This window comes from Elusimicrobium sp., assembly GCA_015062115.1.
Taxonomy (GTDB): Bacteria; Elusimicrobiota; Elusimicrobia; order Elusimicrobiales; family Elusimicrobiaceae; genus Avelusimicrobium.
The window spans coordinates 149,515-167,790 of record SUVG01000002.1; the positions used below are offsets into that span (position 1 = coordinate 149,515).

The window sequence follows — 18,276 nt, forward strand, 5'->3', positions numbered from 1 at the left end:
CCCGTTTACTTCTCTTTATTTTTATTGATTTCCGCTTCTACGCGGTCCATCATTTTGTTAAATTCGGCTTGCAGTTCGGTCAGTTGATCGCCTTGGCGCAAGCGTACCCGTTGGGAAAAATCACCTTTGGCGATTTCTTTGCAGGTTTGTTCAAAGCGATACACGGGCCCTGCCATTTTGTGAGACAAAATAGCCGATATCAATACCACAAACAACAGGTAGATGGCTATTTTATAGAAAAAACTGGCCGCAATGGGGATAAACTCGTCGTAAATGGGTTGAACCAGTACGGGGTAGGAATCAAACAGATCATTTAAGGTTGCGGTCAGTTCAAAAGTCATAATAGCCAACCCGCACAGCACGCTTAAAATAATCATCATCATGTAGCGCAGTTGCAACGCTTTTTTGATGAAAATCGTGCGGCGTTTGAATTGCGGGTGTTTGTTCGGGGGAACGGTCGGTTGGTTCATAAGGCCTCGTTAAAAATGGGTTACATAGCGGATTTGTAAAATGCGTTCGCTTTCGCTTCCACGGCCGATGCGGCGCACGGCTGCATCTAAGGCTAAAGAGGGGTGGAGATAAAAACGGGCCCCCAAATTCAGGCGGGAATCGCGCATATTGCGGATATTATCCCACTCGGCAAGCAGGCCTACTTTTTCGGCCAGGTTGTAATAAAGACCGGTGAACATATACAGTTCGCTCCAGTCAAAATCGGAAAAATTGATACCGGCAGTGGCGTGGAAACCCGGTACGAAAATTTCGCGTGTGAGGGTTAAGTAGCCGCCTTTGCGGTCGTCCAGATAGTGTTTGGTATCTCTGTATTTGCGGGTTTCGTCGTAACCGTACCCATAGCGGCGGCCGTCGTAGCCGATGGCAATGGCAGGCAAATAGAGGCTTCCGTCGTAAATTTTCCATTTGGCTTGAAAATCCGGATCCAACACGCGCACCGAGTCGGACGAACCGAGCAGTTCATGCGCGGCAACGGATACCCCGATGTTTAAGCGGGGGAATACGCCGAAATCCAAACTTTCCATGACGGTTCCGTGGTCGTAAGTGCGGGTAAGGAAGGAAACTTGGTAACGGTCAAAAGTTTCAGCCGTGGGGACATCAATGACGGTCGTTTCCACACTGATAGGGTCTCCCTGGGCGGCAAAGGCCGCCAAAGGCAAGAAGAAAAGTGCGGCTAAAAGAGAAATTTTCAATTTCATGTTAATTATCTCCCAAGTTATAAGAAAGTGCGGACATCTTGCACTTCGGGTTTAGTGATGTAGCGGACGTTATGCAAATAGACGCCTTCGCGAGCGGGCATAAAGTCGTTGCGATCGCGCGGAAATTCTACATCTAAAATGCCTTTTTCCAAACGGGAAGTAGAGGATACCACCGCTTTATGCCAGCGGTCTGTGCGGTCTTGATCCAGGGGCTCTTGGGGGTTCCAATAATTGCGGAGCACCACCGTGCCTTTGGTAATCGGGTCAGCCGAACCCATGGCCGCCGTTTTTAAGATGACATCTTCCGTCCATACCACTTTGCCGCTACAGGGGCCGTTGATAAATTTTACTTTGTAGCGGGGGTTATCGTCGGACGGGCGTTTCTTTAGGTCTGCCAAGGAATAGAGGGCATAAGGTTGGCCTTCGTGTTGGCAGGCGGCAAAAACGTGGGTGTTCAAAAAGCGTTCGTAATCTTGTTTGTTATCCGTGCGGTTGTAGGGGGTTTTTTCAGAGTGGCACCCGGCAAGCAATGCCACGGAACAAATTAAAAAAAGGCTCAGCAGTTTTTTCATAACGGTTCTCCTTTGGGGGCTTTGCGCGTACGGGCGCGCGCGTAAGGCCGATATACAAATTATACCCGTTTTTTTACGGAAAAGGGAAAAAGTTTTTTGTTTTCGGATAAAAAAATCCCCGCCCGAGTAACAGGGCGGGGAAAAGCGGAACTGAAAAGCCGATTAGTTGCGTTGATAAGTTCCTACATCTGTGCGGCTTTCTCGCAGGTTATCAGTATTTTCTTTATCGCCTTTAAGCTCGTCGGGGGTGGAGGTACCTCTTTTGAAAGAAGATTCCATTTTTGCCCGCAGCTCTTCTTTTCCGAAATGCTGTTCAAGTGCTTCGTGCGCTTGTTTGCGGAGGGTGAGATTGTAGGATATATCGTCCGAGATTTCTTTTGCCCTGTCTATACTGGAAATGGGTTTCTCTCCGGAGCTTTCAGAGATTGCAACGGCATTTTTTCCAATGGCGGGGGATAAGCCTAAACCAATCAGCGTTGCGCCGGTTTTAGCGGTAGCAGTGTAGGCGAGGGTAGTTTCGGTTGCGGTGTTTTTATCCCGTGCCATTTCTCTGTTTTGCCTGCCCCAGGCTTGGAGGTCTTCTTGCGTATAGGCTACATAAGCGGGGGAGAAATTTTGGGCAAATTCAATTTCTTGTTGAATTTGTTCGGGGGTTTTCCCTAATTCGGCCAGTTTTTCAGGTAATGCTTGGATATATTCTTCCCGTATTTGGGCATAGCGGTTTAACGGATCCCCTTTGAAAACAACATTTCCGGCCATATCCACGCTTTCTTTCAAAAAGTGATCCGGTTGGTCGGTTGCGGCCACCCAAAAACAAGAGTTTTTTTCGCAATTGGCTTTAGATACCATGAATTGATACATTTGTTGAGCGACAAAACCGGACTGCTTTGCCAGATAATTTTTTTGAGCTTCGGGATCGGGATCGTTTTGCAATCCCTCACCATCCACTAGATTTTCCTGTAATCCTTGGGAAAATTTTTCTATATCCATTTCTTGCCCGTAAACAACCGTTACGGGAAATCTGTAGTTTTTTCCGTTATCGAACTCAGGATATTTTTTGGCATTTTCCCGTCTTACTTCTTCTTTCTTTTTTTCATCAATGGGGTTTGGACCTTTAGTGGCGCAACTTACACTGTTATGAGATTTGAGAGATTTGTTTCCTCCGCAGCTCAGCGTTTCTATCAAACTGGGAGTGGCATTTTCCGGTTCTTCTTTTCCTTGTTGCACAGCCAAGGTTTCTTGTTTTACACTTTGCATTGTTTGTCTTATAAAAGCGCGTTGTTCTCCGGTGAATTGTTGGATAGCTTTTTGTTGTTCCGGTGTGTACGGAGGGGGCCCGAAACGTTCTTCAATGATTCTTTGGATATTTCCTTCATATTTTTCTTCCGGATAGAAAAGGGATAAAACCTTACTTAAGATTTCGTTTTCATTTTCGCTATCGGCATTTTCTTCCTTATTTGTGCCGTTATCCCCGTCGTAGGAAATGTTGGGCATATTCATATCCGGCATGCCGGCGCGTTTGAATTGGCGCGGGTTCTTGGCCGATTCACGCTCTCCCTGTGCATAGGCCAGGCGGGCGGCTTCTTCGTCCGTCCAGTCCGTATCTTCCAAGGAGTAAGGGTCGTCAAACCCGAAGAATTGTTTAATGGGGTTAAAAATGCGGGCCAGTTTGGAGTCCGGCACGCGTTTGGTTTGCGGGTTGATAGCTACCGGGGTGAAACGGGCGGCGCGTTCGGCGCGGACATAGTTATCATACGCATCCCCCTTGGCGCTGATTTCGTGCATACCGCGGGAGGTGCCTTCCGGGGCTACTTGCGGAGCTAGCACCCATTCATCTTCGTAATCGCCAAACAACAGACCGCCGCCTTCCCCGCCGCCTGCTTGGGGTGTTTCTTCGGTAAGGGGGGAACCAGCAGCTCCGCGGGCATCAGCCAGCATTTCTTCGTTTCCTGCCAAGGCATTTTCGTTTGTGTTTTGCGCGGCGTTTGCGCCCGGGTGGGCGGAACCTTTTTTGGTAAATACGGACGCAATCCGATTGACCAGTTCCGTCAACGGATTGGAAGTAAAAATTTGAGGGGTGGCTTGTTGGGCTGATTCCCCCGGTTTTTGGTTAACGGGTTTGTTGCCCATAAAAAACGGCAACGATAAAAAGAGCAACACCGCTACACCGAGCGAAATACCGACGATTTTAATAGTTTTTTTCATAAGGGATCCTTTCTATGGTTAATTTCTAATAGTTTATAAGGTACTATTTGTGATTCCGAGCGTAATTCGTTCCTACAACACTTAAAGGATTTTGGATCTTTTCCAATGCTTGCTGGAGTGCCTCTTTCGGGTCATAAAAATTGATGTTTCCGTTGAGAGCCATGCCAATAAAGGATCCCTCAAAGGTGCCATCGTAATCAAGAGTAGCATCTCTCTCTGCCTGTTCACCCGATCCCTCAGCCAGTTCTGTTGTGTCTTTATTGAATTCCTCAGAAAGATTCAAGAGGGAGTCTCCATTTCTAGGATTAACATTGATCGATTTCCGTCCTTCAGACGTCCAAGAAATAGCGGAATCGTTCACTGTTTCCCCATAGATGAGACCTGGGGTAACAATTTCTACGGATTTATATGGTATGCCTTGCATTTCTCCTTCTACATGTGTAGGATCTTTGGCTCCTTCAGCGCCTTTTTCCTCGTTTTCAAGATGTTGCCAAAAGCGAGAAATAACAGTTTTCGAAGTAGACAGCATGGAATTCGCACTTGAGGAGATTGCCTCCCACGTGGTCGCTTCCTTCCCCGCAGTTTTCGAAGTAGACAGCACGAGATCCGCACCTGAGGTGGTTCCCTTCCCCGCGGCCTCTACTGCTGCTGCTACTCTTTGTAGCGTTGCAGTGTTAGTAAGGCCCATTTTCGTCAAACGAACTTTTCCTTCTTCTTCTTTAGAGACAATAGTTATCGGCAAATCTATCGTTTCCTTCCCTTCTCGTTTGGCGGCACGAACATAATTACCCAAATAATCTTTCGCGGGCGGAGGCGGGGGCTCTTGCGAATCTAACATGCGCATGATATCTTCCCATTGGAGGCGGCGGAATTCCTTAATTACCTGTTCCTTTTTCTCTTTAATAAAAGCCTCTTTTTCTTTTAACGAAGCAGGTGTAGCCGGAACTAAACCGAATTTAACACTAGCATAATCTTCAACCAGTTTGGCTAATCTACGTTCGGGGTAAACAACATCCATGAGTTCTTTGAGGGCTTTTTCCGTCTCGCTGAGCGGGGCTTGTGTTTTGGTCGGTTCCGGGGCGTACCGTGCGGGCTTGGGCAATTGCAGATTTGTATTGGCCCGGGCCAACAAAAGCGGTTCTTTTTGCGCCGAGAAAGAGGCGTTTTCTTCCGTCGGAGAGACAAGCGGCAAGGCTTGCAACGGTTGTTCCGTTGCTTGCATCTCGGCAGATTGGGGCAGTTCCTCGTCGGTGTTGACCTCGTGCATACCTTTGACGCCCATATCTTCGGGCGAAATTTGCGGGGCAATCAACCAGTTCCCGTCGTCCTCTCCTTGCGGCAGTTCAATCGGTTCGCCGGGGGCATCTTCCTGCGACGGAAGTGTTTTTAACAGAGCGGCACGGTAATTGGTGGGGGCAAGTTTCCTTTTTTCCTGCATGCGCGCTACCGCCAAGCGGCGTTTTTCCCGTTTTTTATCCCACTCGGTTTGCAGAGCATTTACAATGCGTTTTACTAAAGTGGTAAGCGGGTTTGAAGTAAAAATTTGCGGACGGGGCCGGGCCTGCGCCGCAGGGACGGCGGACGGCGGAGGGGTGGTTTCCAAAAACGGAAGAAGTACAAAAATAATGCCGAGAATAAAAACCAATACAAATAAAAAACCCATCAGTTTCTTCATACACAACCTCAAAGAAAGAAAAGTAGCAAACCGAAGACACACTCGTCTATGATTAGTAGTGTAGTTTTTTATAAGAGGTTTTTCAAGGGTTTTAAGACCTAGCAGTAGCCTGGGCCTTTTGGGGGCGGGAGAACAATCGTTTTACAATTTCCCACGATTTTTGAATATGCGCCTTAAAAGGGTTGGTTTCTTGCTGGGTTGCGGTGGCGGGTTGGTCTTCCGGGTGGACGGGAAGCGAAAATCCCGCCCGGTACGCCAATTGGCGTAAATAGTTGGAAGGAATAGCAAAGTTGAGATTTTGGTTGCCTTCGCCGCTGTAACTGGCAAACGCAACGGAAACTACTTTCCCTTCCGCATTAAAAACGGGGCTTCCGCTGGAACTGGGCGAAATGGGCGCGCTGATTTGATGCCAAATCACACCGTCCGCCTTTTTGCGTACCTGGCTGATAAGACCCGAAGAAATAGTGTTTTGCAAGCGGCGCGGATTGCCGATAACCGTGATGGGTTGCCCGGGGAGGACGGTGTCCGAATCGGCCAAATACACAACGGGCAAATGCAAGGCTTTTATTTTTAGCAGAGACAAATCTACATTTCCTGCTTCGGCCACCACAATGGCTTCGCCCGATACGGCGCCTGTATTAAAAGTAATGTTGCTGTAGAGAGAGTCTTGTGTAACATGGCGGCTTGTGGCAATAAGCCCATCCTGTGTGAGTACAAAACCCGTTCCCGTGAAGGTGGTTCCGTCCTTTTTGGCCACATTGATAGTTACCACGGCCGGTGCGTTTTGGTTGGCAATAGCCACGTGGTCGTTCTCCGCCCCGAAACAGAGCGGCGATAAAAGGAACAATGCAGTAAAAAGGGGCAGATATCTCATATTTTGATTATATATAAATTTGGGCGTTTTGCGCCTTTAGTTGAAATAAAGTTGCATAATTAGTACACTAATAAAAATAAGGAGTATGATTATGCAAGAAGTGTTTTATGTAAGCCGTAAAAAATATGAATCGTTAGTAAACGAACTAAAAGATTTGAAAGAATTAAAAGCGCAACTTTCCAACGAAATCGGCGAAGCTGCCGCTCAAGGCGATTTGAAGGAAAATGCCGAATATCACGCCGCTAAAGAAAAACAGGCGGAAACACTTATCCGTATCCAAGAATTGGAAACCCGCCTGAGAAATGCTCAAATTACGGACGATTTAACCGTAGATAAAAGCGAAGCACGCATCGGGGCGACCGTAACCATTGCCGATTTGGACGCCGGTATCGAATTTACCTATACCTTGGTAGGGTCTATGGAATCTAACCCGGAAAAAGGGTTGTTGTCCGTTAAATCTCCCTTAGCCAATGGGGTGCTCGGTAAAAAAGAAGGCGAAACTTTTGAAGCCATTTTGCCGCGCGGGCCGAAAAAATACAAATTGGTAAAGTTGGAATATAAATAATCTGTTTTTCGGTTTTACAATCAAAAACCTCCCTTGATAAAAAGGGAGGTTTTTTGTGGGTTATAAATTGAGTTCCGGAACATCGGGGTATCTGTACTTTTCAAACAAGGAGCGGAAGCTCACATCTTTTGTCCACCAGTAAAAGACACTTTCCAAAAACAAACCTTCCGCATAGGTAAGAGTGTTTTCATCTTCCGGCCAAGAGGGGGTTGTGCCATGCTTTTCCACATATTCAATTAAGCGGTCGGTGGTTTCGTCCAGGGTGATATATTTTTTGGGATAGGATTCCAAAATAGTTTGTATTTTTTCCCGCAACGGAAGAACATCTTTGAAAAAGTTAGTTTGGTTATGTTCCATGATTACCGAAATGCGGTTAAATAACAACCGTTCCTGCGGGTCTCCGCTGTGCCACGCCGGTAAACGGCCGTGTTGTGCCACAAACTGTTCCAAACGGGCCAACATTTCTTGGTAAACAATAACGGTAGATTGGGCGTTATGCTCCGCTTGGACAATAGATTTTGTATGTTGGGTGTATGCTTCTTTTAACAACTCAAGGAGTTGCTGTTGTTGCACGGGAGTTAAACTCCGGGCCGCTATATATCCGCGGAGCAAGTCCTTTAAGGAAGCATCCAAAAACGGATTTTTCATAATCTCGCGGAACTTTAAGTTAATTTTATGCGGGTGGCGTACCATGTAATTTACCGCCGATTGGGCAAAGGTTTCCGCCGGGTTTTTAGAGGCAATAAAACGGAGTTCCGTGGAGGAAATAAATTCTACCGGAACGGAGTAGTAGTCCGCTAAATCCATTAAAAACTGTTCGTAGTTTTGGGTTTTTATCGATTGGGATAAGAAATCATGCAAAGCATTATTGCGTACGGCGATAATTTCGGTAAGCAAAGCTTCGCGGGCGGCTAAATCACCCAGGTCTAAACGGGGTTGCAACTGCTGGGCTTTGCCCAAAATGGCTTTGGCGGTGTAGCGCTCCAAATCGTATGTATGTTGGCGGTTGAGCAAATTTTTCGTTGGAGAGTTGCTCATAACTGTTGCCAATATTTCTCCTTCCGTAGCGGCAGTTAGGGGGCGCAAGTTGGTGTTGATAAGGGTTCCGTTGACAACACGGAAACCGGCCCCCGCGGGCACACCCGTGACGGCCTTGGAAACACCTTTGGCGGTAACGGCCTTGGCGGCACCTTTTACAAGTTGCCCTTGCGCATGGGAAAGAAGAGGGGAAATAGTTAATAATAAAATAAGTATCGTGTTTTTCATGTCTATATTCTAATACAAAAAAATACCCCCCGCCAGGGTCTTTAGGCCCAGAAGGAGACTGGGCCTTTTTTAAGGCACAAAAACCCCGGTTTTGAAACCGGGGTTTGAAAGGCATTGGGCGTATTAGTATTTTTTTAATACGGCTTCTTTAGCGGCCGTGGAATAGACATTGTAGTCCATTTGTTGGAAAATGGAATCACGCTGTTCCAGGTCGTACACATAGCCTTCGTTGATGCGGTTGCCTTGAATTTGTTCATACAACTCGTTGAAACGCTGGACATGGTCTTTGGTGCGTTTGGTGGAGTATTCTTTTGCGGTACCCGTGGTCATCAGGAAGGCCCAGTCGGACGATTGCATCAATACCAACTCGCGGGCTAATTGATTGAGGGCTCTGCGCAATAAGCCGTCAGCATGGGGGAACTTGTTGGCCAGTTCCATCATGCGTTCAGCCGATTTGATGAGGTGGCGGTAAATCCAGTCGTTACCGCTGTTGAGCCACACATCGTGGTAGCCTTTATCACCCCAAGAGGACATGGAAGGCTGCACCGCTTGGTTTTCGGGGTACATTTCCAAGTATTCGCTGGGGGTAACCAGTTTGATGTCGGTTTGATCGTAATAGATTTTTTTGAATAAAAATTCCAAAAATTCAATCCCTTCGTACCACCAGTGGCCGTACAGTTCCGCGTCATACATGGAAACCACGAGCGGTTTGCGGTCGATGACGGTGGAAAGGTATTCGATTTGTTTTTGGCGGTTGAACATAAAGTTCCCCGCGTGATCGGCCGCCACCTGGCGCGCTTCGTGCGGATTGTAGGCCTGTTTTTGGTTGAGGGCTACTTTGCCGGTAATCTTGTGATATTTCACGCTGATGTTGCGGCGGACACCGTCGGAGTGCAGGTAGGGTTTGATATAGTCGTAGTCCAAGTCGTAACCCAAGTCGCGGTAGAATTCGCGGTAGCGCGGATCGCCGGGGTAACCCGATTCGGCACTCCATACCTGTTGGGCAGATTCCATATCGCGGGCAAAAGCGGCAACGCCGGTTTGCGGGCAATACACGGGAGCGTAAATGCCGTATTTCGGGCGGGGAGTGCCATGCAATACCCCGTGAGATTCGGTAAAGAAGAAACGGATTCCTTCGTCGCGCAGGAACTTGTCGTCTCCCGGGTTGTAGGCGCATTCGGCCAACCAAATACCGCGCGGGCTGCGGCCGAAACGGCTGCGGTAATCGTTCGCGGCGGTTTTGATTTGGGCGTTTACGCTTTCTTTGTGTACCATAAGCGGCAAGTAACCGTGGGTGGCACAGCAGGTGATAATTTCCAATTTACCCATATCCTGGAATTTTTTGAAACCTTGGAGCACATGCCCGTGGTAGCGGTTTTCAAACAAGTCCTGGTAGCGGCGGAATTTGTCGTAGTACATTTTGGCTACGGCTTCAAATTCGGTGCCTTTGGTGCGGGTTAATTCTTTTTCGGTAAGTTCAATGCGCTGATTCAAATAATGGCGGAAGCGGCTGATTAAAAGCGGGTCTTCCATCATATTGCAAAGCGGAGGAGTAAGAGACATGGTCAAGCGGAAATCGGTTCCTTCTTCCGTTAAATTTTCAAATACATTAAGTAACGGAATATAGGTTTCCACCATGGCTTCATAAAACCAATCTTCTTCCAAAAAGTCCGGATATTCCGGGTGCTTAATGAAGGGTAAGTGAGCGTGGAGTACGAGGGCTAAATAACCTTTTTCTTGTCCCATAATTATTTTCCTTGCTCGCGCAGAGCTTTGATGTTTACAAAGCGCGTTTTATCGCCTTTGGCGTTGCGCGCGTGAATGGGCAAGTCCACCACGCTGCCGGCCGGGAGCGGCTGTCGGATGGAAAATTTGCCTTCTTTGAGTTCTATTTCTTTTCCGTTAATGGTTACGATGGCATTTTTGGAGGCGGAACCGTAGATGATAATTTCGCAATCGGCCTTGAGCCAAATGTCTTCGTCCTCTACTTGTACTTTATCCAAATGCAGGGAAAAAGAACTCCAGGAACTCGGGGCCCCGGAAGGGGTTAAATCGGTAATTTTCCAGCGTTGGCTGAGCACTTGCATGCGTTCGCTGGCGCCTAAACCGATGTAATCGGCCCCGGAAAGTTTCAAAAGTTTTTGGAAGTCGCCTTCTACCACAATCCATTTGTCGTCAATAACATTGGAAATGCGGCCGGGCGGTAAAGTGGTGGTATTGCTGCGGGAAAGCAGAATAAAGCGGCCGTCGGCGGTTAAATAACCCAATTCAGCCACATAAGCGCGGCCGGACTCCGGCGCGTTGATATACCAACTGCGGGCTTCAAAAATAACCGGCAAGTCGTAGTGGCAGACGGAGTTATTCCCGTCAAAATACGGCACATCGGTTACATCATGCAAGCGAATAATGGTGCGTGCGGCATCAAGCAAGTGGCCGTATTCGCTTTTTACAAAGTCGATAGTGCTTTGGGTGATTTCCCAAAATAAAAATAACCAAGCCGGATCTTTCGGCAGTAGGTAACTTTCGGTTTTGCCGTATCCGGACGGAATATCCGCTTCGGCATTAGCGTCCTTTACAATGGGTTTTACCAAGGCGGACGAAGAGAGATGTTGCGTCATTTTAATACCTCTATCCTATTAAGTTAAAGTTTAGTAGTCGTTTAAGTCCTATTCACTCTATTATATTTTAGCATTTATGGAGCCCAAATAGGGGAAGAAAAAACCCGGCCGTCAAAGGAGGCCGGGTTTTTGAAAGAAAGTTCATTTAGGCTTTCACCGGTTTTTGAATCAAAAACAGACTGATAAATAAAATTCCCAGCCCTACCAGTTCCAGTCCGCTCGGTATTCTGCCCCGGGCAATAATATCGCTCCCCATGGCTACTACCGGGGTAAAATAGGTAACCGAAGCCATACGGGTAGCACCCCAGCGTTTGATTAAGGCCACCATCAACAGAAACGCCACCGCGGAAGAAAATACGCCTGCGCTGATAATGGAAATAATCACTTTAGGCGTAAAGGCTTCGGCAGGGGGGAAGGGTTCTGTCAGGCCGGCTATCAGCAACAGTGCCACCGCCGCAAAGAGATACTGATGAAAGGTGTTTGCCTCGTGGGGAATCGCTTTGCTGTTTACCATAATTTTGGCGGTTATTACATTTCCAAACCCGTAAGACCAAGCCATAATCAACAAGGCCATACAACCATATAAGGCAGTGGGGTTTTCGGCCAGATTAACGGAAGAAATGGTGGGATACATAAACACAATAAGGCCTGCCATACCTAACCCGACCCCAAGGGCGCGCGTCCAAGTAAAGCGATCTACCCCTTTTAACAGGATTGCCCCCGCAATAAAAGACCAAATCGGCACACTGCCGTTAAATACTCCGCTGATAGTAGGAGCAATAAAGCGTTGTCCCCAAGACATTGCGGCAAAGGGAAGTAAAATCAGCAGCAGGCCGATCGTCCACGGGCGCCATAATTCTTTAACCGGGCATTTCAGGTTTTTGCGTTGTACTCCGTAAAGCACAATAAAGAAACTTAACCCTGCCAATACCCGAAAAAAAGTACCCCAATAAGGCGGCAGTGTGGTAACAAAATTTTTAGTGGCTAGAAAAGCCGTTCCCCAACATAAAGCCAAACAAAATGCTAAAAAATAACTCATACTTCCTCCTTTTTCTCATTATAGTAAATTGTGTGGTAAATTCGTGTTCGTACGGGGAGAGAAAATCGTATAATATAGGCACACGGGGGAAAATATGAAGAAAACAATTTTTTGGGTAGGAATATTCTTAGTTATTATCGGTGGTATTTTTTGGAGTACACGAAAAATGCCTGTGTCGGCAGATAACCATAAACTTCGGGTGGTAACTTCGGGTTATGTGCCTTATTCTTTGGCCAAACAAATCGGCAGGGAGCGGATTGAGGTGTCTATGCTGCTGCCCGTCAATGCGGAACCTCACTCGTTTGAGCCTACCCCCGGGGTAATTGTTGCCATAAACCGGGCAGATATGTTTGTGTATATTTCGGATCGGTTGGAACCCTGGGCGCAAGATGCGCTGGGGGAAAGTGCAACCAAAGCGGTACGGTTAGCCGCTGCGGCGGCTCCGGCAGAAGATCCCCATGTGTGGATGGATTTTAACAATATGCGCCAAATGGCGAAATTGTTAACGGAAAAATTAGCCGAAAAAGACCCCGAAAATAAATCTTTTTACGAAGAAAACCTACATGCGTTTTTAACGGAGATGAATTTGTTGGACGAAGCCTTCCGCGAGGGCCTTTCCGCTTGCCAAAGCCGGGAAGTGGTGCATGTAGGGCACTTGGCTTTTAAGAATTTAACTCAAAACTATCAACTTTCTCTTTCCGCATTGGCAGGGGCTTCGCACGACGGGGAACACTCTGTTCATAAATTGGCCGAACTCATAAAATTTATTCGGGAAAAACAAGTCAAAGCCATTTTTACGGAAGAAACTCTTTCTCCGCGCTTGTCTGCTGCCGTGGCGGAAGAAACGGGCGTGCAGGTGTTGCCTCTTTATACGGTGGAACATGTCAGCAAAGACGATTTTGACCAACAAGTAACCTACGGCGAATTTATGCGCCGCAATTTACAAAGTTTGAAAAGGGGGCTTGTGTGTCGGTAATTAAAACTCAGGGCCTTAGTTTTGCCTATACGCGCGTGCCGGTATTGGAAGATATTTCTTTTTCTATTCAGGCAGGGGACTATGTAGGGCTTATCGGCCCGAACGGCGGTGGAAAAACCACGCTGTTAAAAACAATTTTGGGGCTGGAAAAGGCCCGGGGCGAAATTTCGCTTTTCGGCACTCCGCTTCCTGCTTTTACGGATTGGCATAAAATCGGTTATTTGGCGCAAAAGAGCCCCGTGTCGCAAAGCAGGTTTCCCATATCCACCGAGGAAGTGGTGCTGATGGGTTTGCCTAATTGCCGCGGAATCGGGGTGAGCCGAAGTGAATTAAAACAAGTCTATGAGGCCATGGAAAAAACGCACACGCGGGAATATGCCGGGCGTATTTTCCATGATTTGTCTATCGGGCAACAACAGCGTGTACTGCTGGCGCGGGCCATCGTCGGCAAGCCCGAACTTTTGATTTTGGACGAGCCTTCCACCGCGTTGGACGCGTCCTCCCGCGAGATGTTTTTTGATTTATTGGGAGAATTAAACACACACCACCGAGTAACCATTTTGCTCATCACGCACGACACCAGCGAAGTAGGAAAATACATATCCAAATTTATGTATGTAGATAGGACGCTTGTTTTTTTTGGTACGAAGGAAGAGTTCTGCCGTTCGGAAAAAGTGGCCGAAAAACTGGGTGCGTTTGCCCAACATACCATTGACCATTTGCACAACCAAGGGCATTGTCCGTTGGGGTGCCATTGCGAGGAGGGTAAATGATAACCGAGTTTTTGAGTTACGGTTTTGTGCAACGCGGGTTACTGGCGGGGAGTTTGGTGGCGGCCGCGTGCGCGTTATTGGGGGTGTTTTTGGTACTCAAACGCCTGTCACTTATCGGGGACGGCATGAGCCATGTTTGTTTGACGGGTGTAGCGGCGGCTTTGCTGACGGCTATGAACCCTGTTTATGTGTCTATTCCGGTGGTGATGATTTCTTCTTTAGGTATTATGAAATTGGCCCGAAAATTCAGGATTTACGGGGATGCCGCTATCGGTATTGTCAGCGCGGCGGGGCTTTCGGTAGGGCTTTTGTTGACTGCCTTGGCGGGTGGATTTAATACCGATTTGCTGGGGTACCTGTTTGGCAGTATTTTAACGGTAACATGCACGGAAGTAATGCTCTGTGTCGTTTTATTATTGGGTGTGTTAGCGGGGTTGTTTATTTTTTACCGCGAACTGGTGGTAACTTGTTTTGATGAGCCCTTTGCCTGCACGCGCGGCGTACCTGCCGAGTGGTTAAATGCAGGATTGGTAATGATTACTTCCGTAGCGGTGGTGCTGGCATTTAAGGTGGTGGGTATCTTTTTGATTTCCGCTCTTATTATTATCCCTCCGGTAAGCGCGCTGTTGGTCTCGCGTACTTTTAAGCAAGTCTTGTGGCGTGCGGTTCTTTTCGGGGTAGGTAGTGTGTGGGGCGGTGTGTATGCTTCGTTTGTGTTCAATATCCCGTCAGGTGCCACTATTATTTTTATCAATCTGCTTTTTCTGTGCGGCAGTTATGTGTACAGTAAATTAGGAGACGGCAATGCCCGCTAAAAAAAAGGATATTTCCCTTCTCATTGACGGTTTGAAGCAGCTATATCCCGAGCATATTATTCCCCTGCATCACAAAAGCGCTTGGGAACTGTTGTGTGCGGTTATCCTCTCGGCCCAATGCACGGACGCGCGCGTCAATCAAATTACCCCGCATTTATTCAAAAAATATCCTACGGTGCAACACTTGGCGCAGGCGGATATAAAAGAATTGGAAAAAATTATTCACTCGGCGGGTTTTTATCACAGCAAAGCCCTGTCGTTAATAGAAATGTCCAAACGGTTGTGTGAAGTGTACGGCGGGGAAGTGCCGCAAACAATGAAGGAACTTCTCACCTTGCGCGGAGTCGCCCGCAAAACAGCCAATGTGATGTTGGGGGACTACTTTAAGAAACCCGAAGGAATTGTTGTGGACACCCATGTAAAAAGATTGGCTTTCCGTTTGGGTCTTACCCGCCAAACCGACCCCGTAAAAATTGAGCAAGATTTAATTAAACAAATTCCCTACGAACACTGGGGTTGGTTTTCCTTGGCTCTTATTCTGCACGGCCGGCAAGTGTGTAACGCACGCAAGCCGGAATGTTCCCGTTGCACATTGGCAAACATTTGCCCCAAAAAAAATGTAGAAACTATGGCCTAACAGATTTCGGTAACAAAATAAAAACCCCCGCTCGTTTGAGCGGGGGTTTTAGTTTGGAAAAATTTATTTTCCCAGCAAGGCCAGTAGCACACCGGCCGCTACTGCACTGCCGATTACGCCTGCCACGTTCGGGCCCATAGCGTGCATCAACAGGTAGTTTTGTTTGTCGTATTCCAACCCTACTTTATTGGATACGCGCGCAGCCATCGGAACCGCGGATACCCCGGCGGAACCGATAAGCGGGTTGATTTTGGTTTTGCTAAAGCAGTTCATTAGTTTAGCAAGCAACACCCCCGAGGCGGTGGCCACAGAAAAGGCGATAATTCCGAGGAATAAAATACCCAAGGTTTCCGTGGTGAGGAACTTGTCTGCCTGTAATTTGGAACCGACCGACAAACCGAGCAAAATGGTTACAATGTTGCAAAATTCGTTTTGCAAGGTTTTGGACAAGCGTTCCGCCACACCCGATTCTTTTACCAGGTTGCCGAAGGTAAGCGCACCGATAAGCGGAGCGGCAGACGGCAAGAGTAACGCACAGAGTAAAAGAATTACAATCGGGAACAGAATTTTTTCACGTTTGGAAACGGGACGCAATTGAGACATACGAATTTTGCGTTCCGCGTCCGTAGTAAGCAACTTCATAATGGGCGGTTGGATAATCGGTACTAACGCCATATAGGAATACGCCGCCACGGCAATGGCCCCGAGCAAATCGGGTGCCAAGCGCGTGGTGAGGTAAATGGAGGTAGGGCCGTCCGCCCCGCCGATAATACCGATAGAAGCCGCTTCTTTTAAGCCGAAGGCGAACAACTGGTCCCCGCCGATATGAATATAACTAAGGGCAATAGCGCCAATCAGCGTGGCAAAAATACCAAACTGCGCCGCACCGCCTAAAATGGCCATTTTCGGGTTGGCAATTAAGGGGCCGAAGTCCGTCATGGCGCCTACCGCCATGAAGATAAAGAGCGGAAACAAGCCCGAGTTAATACCGAAGTTAAACACAATGCCCAAAAAACCGTTGGGGCCGGCGATGGCTTCGCCCGGAGGCATGGGGATGTTGGCTAACAGGCCGCCAAATGCAATGGGAACTAACAAAAGCGGCTCAAATTGCTTTTTAATACCCAGCCACAAGAGGAAACAACACACCGCAATCATGGTAAGTTGTTGCCAGGTAACAGAGTAAATCCCTGTGGTTTGCCAGATTTGATTCAATGCTTGCATGATATCCATAGGGTAGCCTCTTATTTAATTTCAGCCAATACATGGCCGGTTTGTACTTGGTCGCCTTGTTTGACGGTAAAGTGAATCGTGCCGGCGGCCGGAGCGGAAACCGGGGTTTCCATTTTCATGGCTTCCAAGACGATGATTTCCTGGCCTTCGGCTACGCTGTCTCCGTCTTTTACGCTAAAGCGAAGCACCGCACCCGGCATGGGAGCCGTAACGGTGGCGCCGTTTCCTGCCGGTTTGGTAGCGGCGGTTTTGGCATCGGCCGCGCCTACACCGATAGCATAGCGTTTGCCGTTGACGACAGCCGTGTCGTTGCCTTCAAAAGCAACTTCGTAGGCTTTGCCGTCCACGGTTACTTTCACGGGGCCGTCCGCGGGAGCAGCGGCTTTTTTGGCATCTTCTGCCCAGCGGATACCGTTTACTTTGGCTTCGCCTTTAAGATACAAGATACCTTTGTCGGCACAAGTGGCTACGATAAAAGCATTTTCTTCGGTTACGGGCAGGCCCGCTTCTTTCAATTTTTCTTCCGCTACTTTGAGGCCTTTTTTCGGGTCGGCATCGTTGATTTCAAGCGGAGTTTTGGTGGTGGGTTCCAAGCCCAGTTGTTCACTGGCGGCTTTTACCACTTCGGCAGCGGGTTCCACGGGGGTTTTACCGAAATAACCGAGAACCATTTTACCGTAACCGGGAGTAATTTTTTTCCAAGGGCCGCTCATTACATTGGAGTAGGCTTGTTGGAAATAGAATTGAGAAACCGGGGTAACGGAAGTACCGAACCCGCCGAGTTTCACGCATTCACCCATGGCTTTTACCACTTCGGGGAATTTGTCAAAGGTGCCGTTGTCGCGCATCATTTGGGTGTTGGCTGTTAACGCACCGCCCGGCAAGGGAGAGAACGGAATAATCGGGTTGACGGCGGTGGCTTCCGGCGGCAAGAAGTATTTGCTCATGCAGTCCTTGAATACATTTTCGGCTTCTTGAATTTTTTGAGGGTCGATATCTAAGGTGTATTCGGTACCGCGCAAGGCGTGCCACATGGTTAAAATATCGGGTTGGCAGGTACCGCCGGACACAGGTTGCATGGAAAGGTCTAAAGAATCCGCACCCGCTTTAATGGCTTCTAAACAGCAGGCAATGGCGTTGCCGGCGGTTTCGTGTGTGTGGAAAACGATTTTGGTTCCTTCCGGAAGTACGCGGCGGGCCATGGCGATGGTTTCCGCGACGGTTTTGGGGGTAGAAGTACCGGAAGCGTCTTTGAAGCAGACGGAATCAAACGGTACGCCCGATTTCAAAATATCGCGGAGGACTTTTTCATAAAATTCGGCGGTATGGTATTTGCCGGTGGTGTCCCAACCCGGAGCCAAAGACATCATGGTTACGCAGACTTCGTGTTTCAAGCCCGCATCATGAATACATTGACCGGAATAGATGAGGTTGTTTACATCGTTTAAGGCATCAAAGTTGCGAATCGTGGTGGTGCCGTGTTTTTTGAAAAGTTGGGCGTGGGCTTTGATGACATCGGAAGATTGGCTTTCCAACCCTACCACGTTTACCCCGCGGGCGAGAGTTTGCAGGTTAGCATCCGGCCCGGCGGTTTTGCGGAAGGTGTCCATCATATCAAAAGCATTTTCGTTGCAATAGAAATAAAGCGCTTGGAAGCGGGCCCCGCCGCCAAATTCCATGTGGTTAATACCGGCATGGCGGGCGGCTTCAACGGCCGGCATAAAATCTTTGGTAAGAACGCGAGCCCCGTAAACAGATTGGAATCCGTCGCGGAAAGCGGTTAACATAAAGTTTACTTTTTTCATAATGTTCCTCTTAAATTA

Annotated in this window: 17 protein-coding genes; 5 read left to right on the forward strand and 12 right to left on the reverse strand. The window is 48.1% G+C overall.

Annotated elements, in window-relative coordinates; translation table 11 throughout:
* Window positions 1-5: 5 nt before the first annotated feature.
* The 6 genes from E7027_01965 to E7027_01990 form a co-directional block, all read right to left on the reverse strand.
* On the reverse strand, window positions 6-470 hold the full coding sequence (locus E7027_01965; protein ID MBE6420897.1) for a HAMP domain-containing protein: 465 nt from the start codon (window positions 468-470) through the stop codon (window positions 6-8).
* Between the two features lie 9 nt (window positions 471-479).
* Window positions 480-1,208, reverse strand: coding sequence for a hypothetical protein (locus E7027_01970; protein MBE6420898.1), 729 nt, complete (start codon window positions 1,206-1,208; stop codon window positions 480-482).
* A gap of 17 nt (window positions 1,209-1,225) precedes the next feature.
* Window positions 1,226-1,780 carry a hypothetical protein gene (locus E7027_01975; protein ID MBE6420899.1) on the reverse strand — a complete coding sequence of 185 codons (555 nt, stop codon included), beginning with the start codon at window positions 1,778-1,780 and terminating at the stop codon, window positions 1,226-1,228.
* Between the two features lie 162 nt (window positions 1,781-1,942).
* Complete coding sequence (locus E7027_01980) at window positions 1,943-3,985, reverse strand: hypothetical protein (GenBank protein ID MBE6420900.1); 2,043 nt, start codon at window positions 3,983-3,985, stop codon at window positions 1,943-1,945.
* A 43-nt stretch (window positions 3,986-4,028) separates the two neighbouring features.
* Window positions 4,029-5,660, reverse strand: a complete 1,632-nt coding sequence (locus E7027_01985; protein MBE6420901.1) for a hypothetical protein — start codon at window positions 5,658-5,660, stop codon at window positions 4,029-4,031.
* Window positions 5,661-5,751: 91 nt separating this feature from the next.
* Complete coding sequence (locus E7027_01990) at window positions 5,752-6,534, reverse strand: serine protease (protein ID MBE6420902.1); 783 nt, start codon at window positions 6,532-6,534, stop codon at window positions 5,752-5,754.
* 85 nt (window positions 6,535-6,619) lie between these two features.
* Here E7027_01990 and E7027_01995 point away from each other — a divergent pair, with 85 nt between their 5' ends.
* The gene (locus E7027_01995) at window positions 6,620-7,099 is read left to right on the forward strand and encodes a transcription elongation factor GreA (GenBank protein MBE6420903.1); all 480 of its coding nucleotides are present in this window, start codon (window positions 6,620-6,622) and stop codon (window positions 7,097-7,099) included.
* Between the two features lie 60 nt (window positions 7,100-7,159).
* On the opposite strand, the gene E7027_02000 is transcribed toward E7027_01995, so the two are convergent.
* From E7027_02000 to E7027_02015, 4 genes are all read right to left on the reverse strand, one after another.
* Entirely contained in the window at window positions 7,160-8,365 is a 1,206-nt protein-coding gene (locus E7027_02000; GenBank protein MBE6420904.1) for a hypothetical protein, read from the reverse strand.
* A gap of 123 nt (window positions 8,366-8,488) precedes the next feature.
* Entirely contained in the window at window positions 8,489-10,111 is a 1,623-nt protein-coding gene (locus E7027_02005; protein ID MBE6420905.1) for a DUF1957 domain-containing protein, read from the reverse strand.
* A 2-nt stretch (window positions 10,112-10,113) separates the two neighbouring features.
* Complete coding sequence (locus E7027_02010) at window positions 10,114-10,983, reverse strand: DUF4912 domain-containing protein (protein MBE6420906.1); 870 nt, start codon at window positions 10,981-10,983, stop codon at window positions 10,114-10,116.
* 145 nt (window positions 10,984-11,128) lie between these two features.
* Window positions 11,129-12,022: a DMT family transporter gene (locus E7027_02015; GenBank protein ID MBE6420907.1), complete on the reverse strand. Its 894-nt coding sequence runs from the start codon at window positions 12,020-12,022 to the stop codon at window positions 11,129-11,131.
* Window positions 12,023-12,116: 94 nt separating this feature from the next.
* Here E7027_02015 and E7027_02020 point away from each other — a divergent pair, with 94 nt between their 5' ends.
* Genes E7027_02020 through nth form a run of 4 tightly spaced genes read left to right on the forward strand, consistent with a single transcriptional unit; the run spans window position 12,117 to window position 15,223 of the window.
* The gene (locus E7027_02020; protein MBE6420908.1) at window positions 12,117-12,998 is read left to right on the forward strand and encodes a zinc ABC transporter substrate-binding protein; all 882 of its coding nucleotides are present in this window, start codon (window positions 12,117-12,119) and stop codon (window positions 12,996-12,998) included.
* On the forward strand, window positions 12,947-13,771 hold the full coding sequence (locus E7027_02025; GenBank protein ID MBE6420909.1) for a metal ABC transporter ATP-binding protein: 825 nt from the start codon (window positions 12,947-12,949) through the stop codon (window positions 13,769-13,771). The genes E7027_02020 and E7027_02025 overlap by 52 nt, the downstream gene beginning before the upstream one ends.
* Window positions 13,768-14,586 (forward strand): metal ABC transporter permease, encoded by an 819-nt coding sequence (locus tag E7027_02030; protein ID MBE6420910.1) that lies wholly within the window; start codon window positions 13,768-13,770, stop codon window positions 14,584-14,586. Before E7027_02025 ends, E7027_02030 begins: the two co-directional genes overlap by 4 nt.
* Window positions 14,576-15,223, forward strand: coding sequence for an endonuclease III (nth, locus tag E7027_02035; protein ID MBE6420911.1), 648 nt, complete (start codon window positions 14,576-14,578; stop codon window positions 15,221-15,223). The genes E7027_02030 and nth overlap by 11 nt, the downstream gene beginning before the upstream one ends.
* 63 nt (window positions 15,224-15,286) lie before the next feature.
* Here nth and E7027_02040 read toward each other — a convergent pair whose 3' ends face one another.
* Both E7027_02040 and E7027_02045 read right to left on the reverse strand, forming a co-directional pair.
* Window positions 15,287-16,444 carry a sodium ion-translocating decarboxylase subunit beta gene (locus E7027_02040; protein ID MBE6420912.1) on the reverse strand — a complete coding sequence of 386 codons (1,158 nt, stop codon included), beginning with the start codon at window positions 16,442-16,444 and terminating at the stop codon, window positions 15,287-15,289.
* Window positions 16,445-16,464: 20 nt separating this feature from the next.
* Entirely contained in the window at window positions 16,465-18,261 is a 1,797-nt protein-coding gene (locus E7027_02045) for a biotin attachment protein (GenBank protein ID MBE6420913.1), read from the reverse strand.
* Between the last annotated feature and the right edge of the window lie 15 nt (window positions 18,262-18,276).

What these genes read in the sequence shown, in the direction of transcription:
- E7027_01965 (MBE6420897.1), bottom strand. Translation starts at nt 470, where the DNA reads ATGAACCAACCGACCGTTCCCCCGAACAAACACCCGCAATTCAAACGC.
- E7027_01970 (MBE6420898.1), bottom strand. Translation starts at nt 1,208, where the DNA reads ATGAAATTGAAAATTTCTCTTTTAGCCGCACTTTTCTTCTTGCCTTTG.
- E7027_01975 (MBE6420899.1), bottom strand. Translation starts at nt 1,780, where the DNA reads ATGAAAAAACTGCTGAGCCTTTTTTTAATTTGTTCCGTGGCATTGCTT.
- E7027_01980 (MBE6420900.1), bottom strand. Translation starts at nt 3,985, where the DNA reads ATGAAAAAAACTATTAAAATCGTCGGTATTTCGCTCGGTGTAGCGGTG.
- E7027_01985 (MBE6420901.1), bottom strand. Translation starts at nt 5,660, where the DNA reads ATGAAGAAACTGATGGGTTTTTTATTTGTATTGGTTTTTATTCTCGGC.
- E7027_01990 (MBE6420902.1), bottom strand. Translation starts at nt 6,534, where the DNA reads ATGAGATATCTGCCCCTTTTTACTGCATTGTTCCTTTTATCGCCGCTC.
- E7027_01995 (MBE6420903.1), top strand. Translation starts at nt 6,620, where the DNA reads ATGATTATGCAAGAAGTGTTTTATGTAAGCCGTAAAAAATATGAATCG.
- E7027_02000 (MBE6420904.1), bottom strand. Translation starts at nt 8,365, where the DNA reads ATGAAAAACACGATACTTATTTTATTATTAACTATTTCCCCTCTTCTT.
- E7027_02005 (MBE6420905.1), bottom strand. Translation starts at nt 10,111, where the DNA reads ATGGGACAAGAAAAAGGTTATTTAGCCCTCGTACTCCACGCTCACTTA.
- E7027_02010 (MBE6420906.1), bottom strand. Translation starts at nt 10,983, where the DNA reads ATGACGCAACATCTCTCTTCGTCCGCCTTGGTAAAACCCATTGTAAAG.
- E7027_02015 (MBE6420907.1), bottom strand. Translation starts at nt 12,022, where the DNA reads ATGAGTTATTTTTTAGCATTTTGTTTGGCTTTATGTTGGGGAACGGCT.
- E7027_02020 (MBE6420908.1), top strand. Translation starts at nt 12,117, where the DNA reads ATGAAGAAAACAATTTTTTGGGTAGGAATATTCTTAGTTATTATCGGT.
- E7027_02030 (MBE6420910.1), top strand. Translation starts at nt 13,768, where the DNA reads ATGATAACCGAGTTTTTGAGTTACGGTTTTGTGCAACGCGGGTTACTG.
- nth (MBE6420911.1), top strand. Translation starts at nt 14,576, where the DNA reads ATGCCCGCTAAAAAAAAGGATATTTCCCTTCTCATTGACGGTTTGAAG.
- E7027_02040 (MBE6420912.1), bottom strand. Translation starts at nt 16,444, where the DNA reads ATGCAAGCATTGAATCAAATCTGGCAAACCACAGGGATTTACTCTGTT.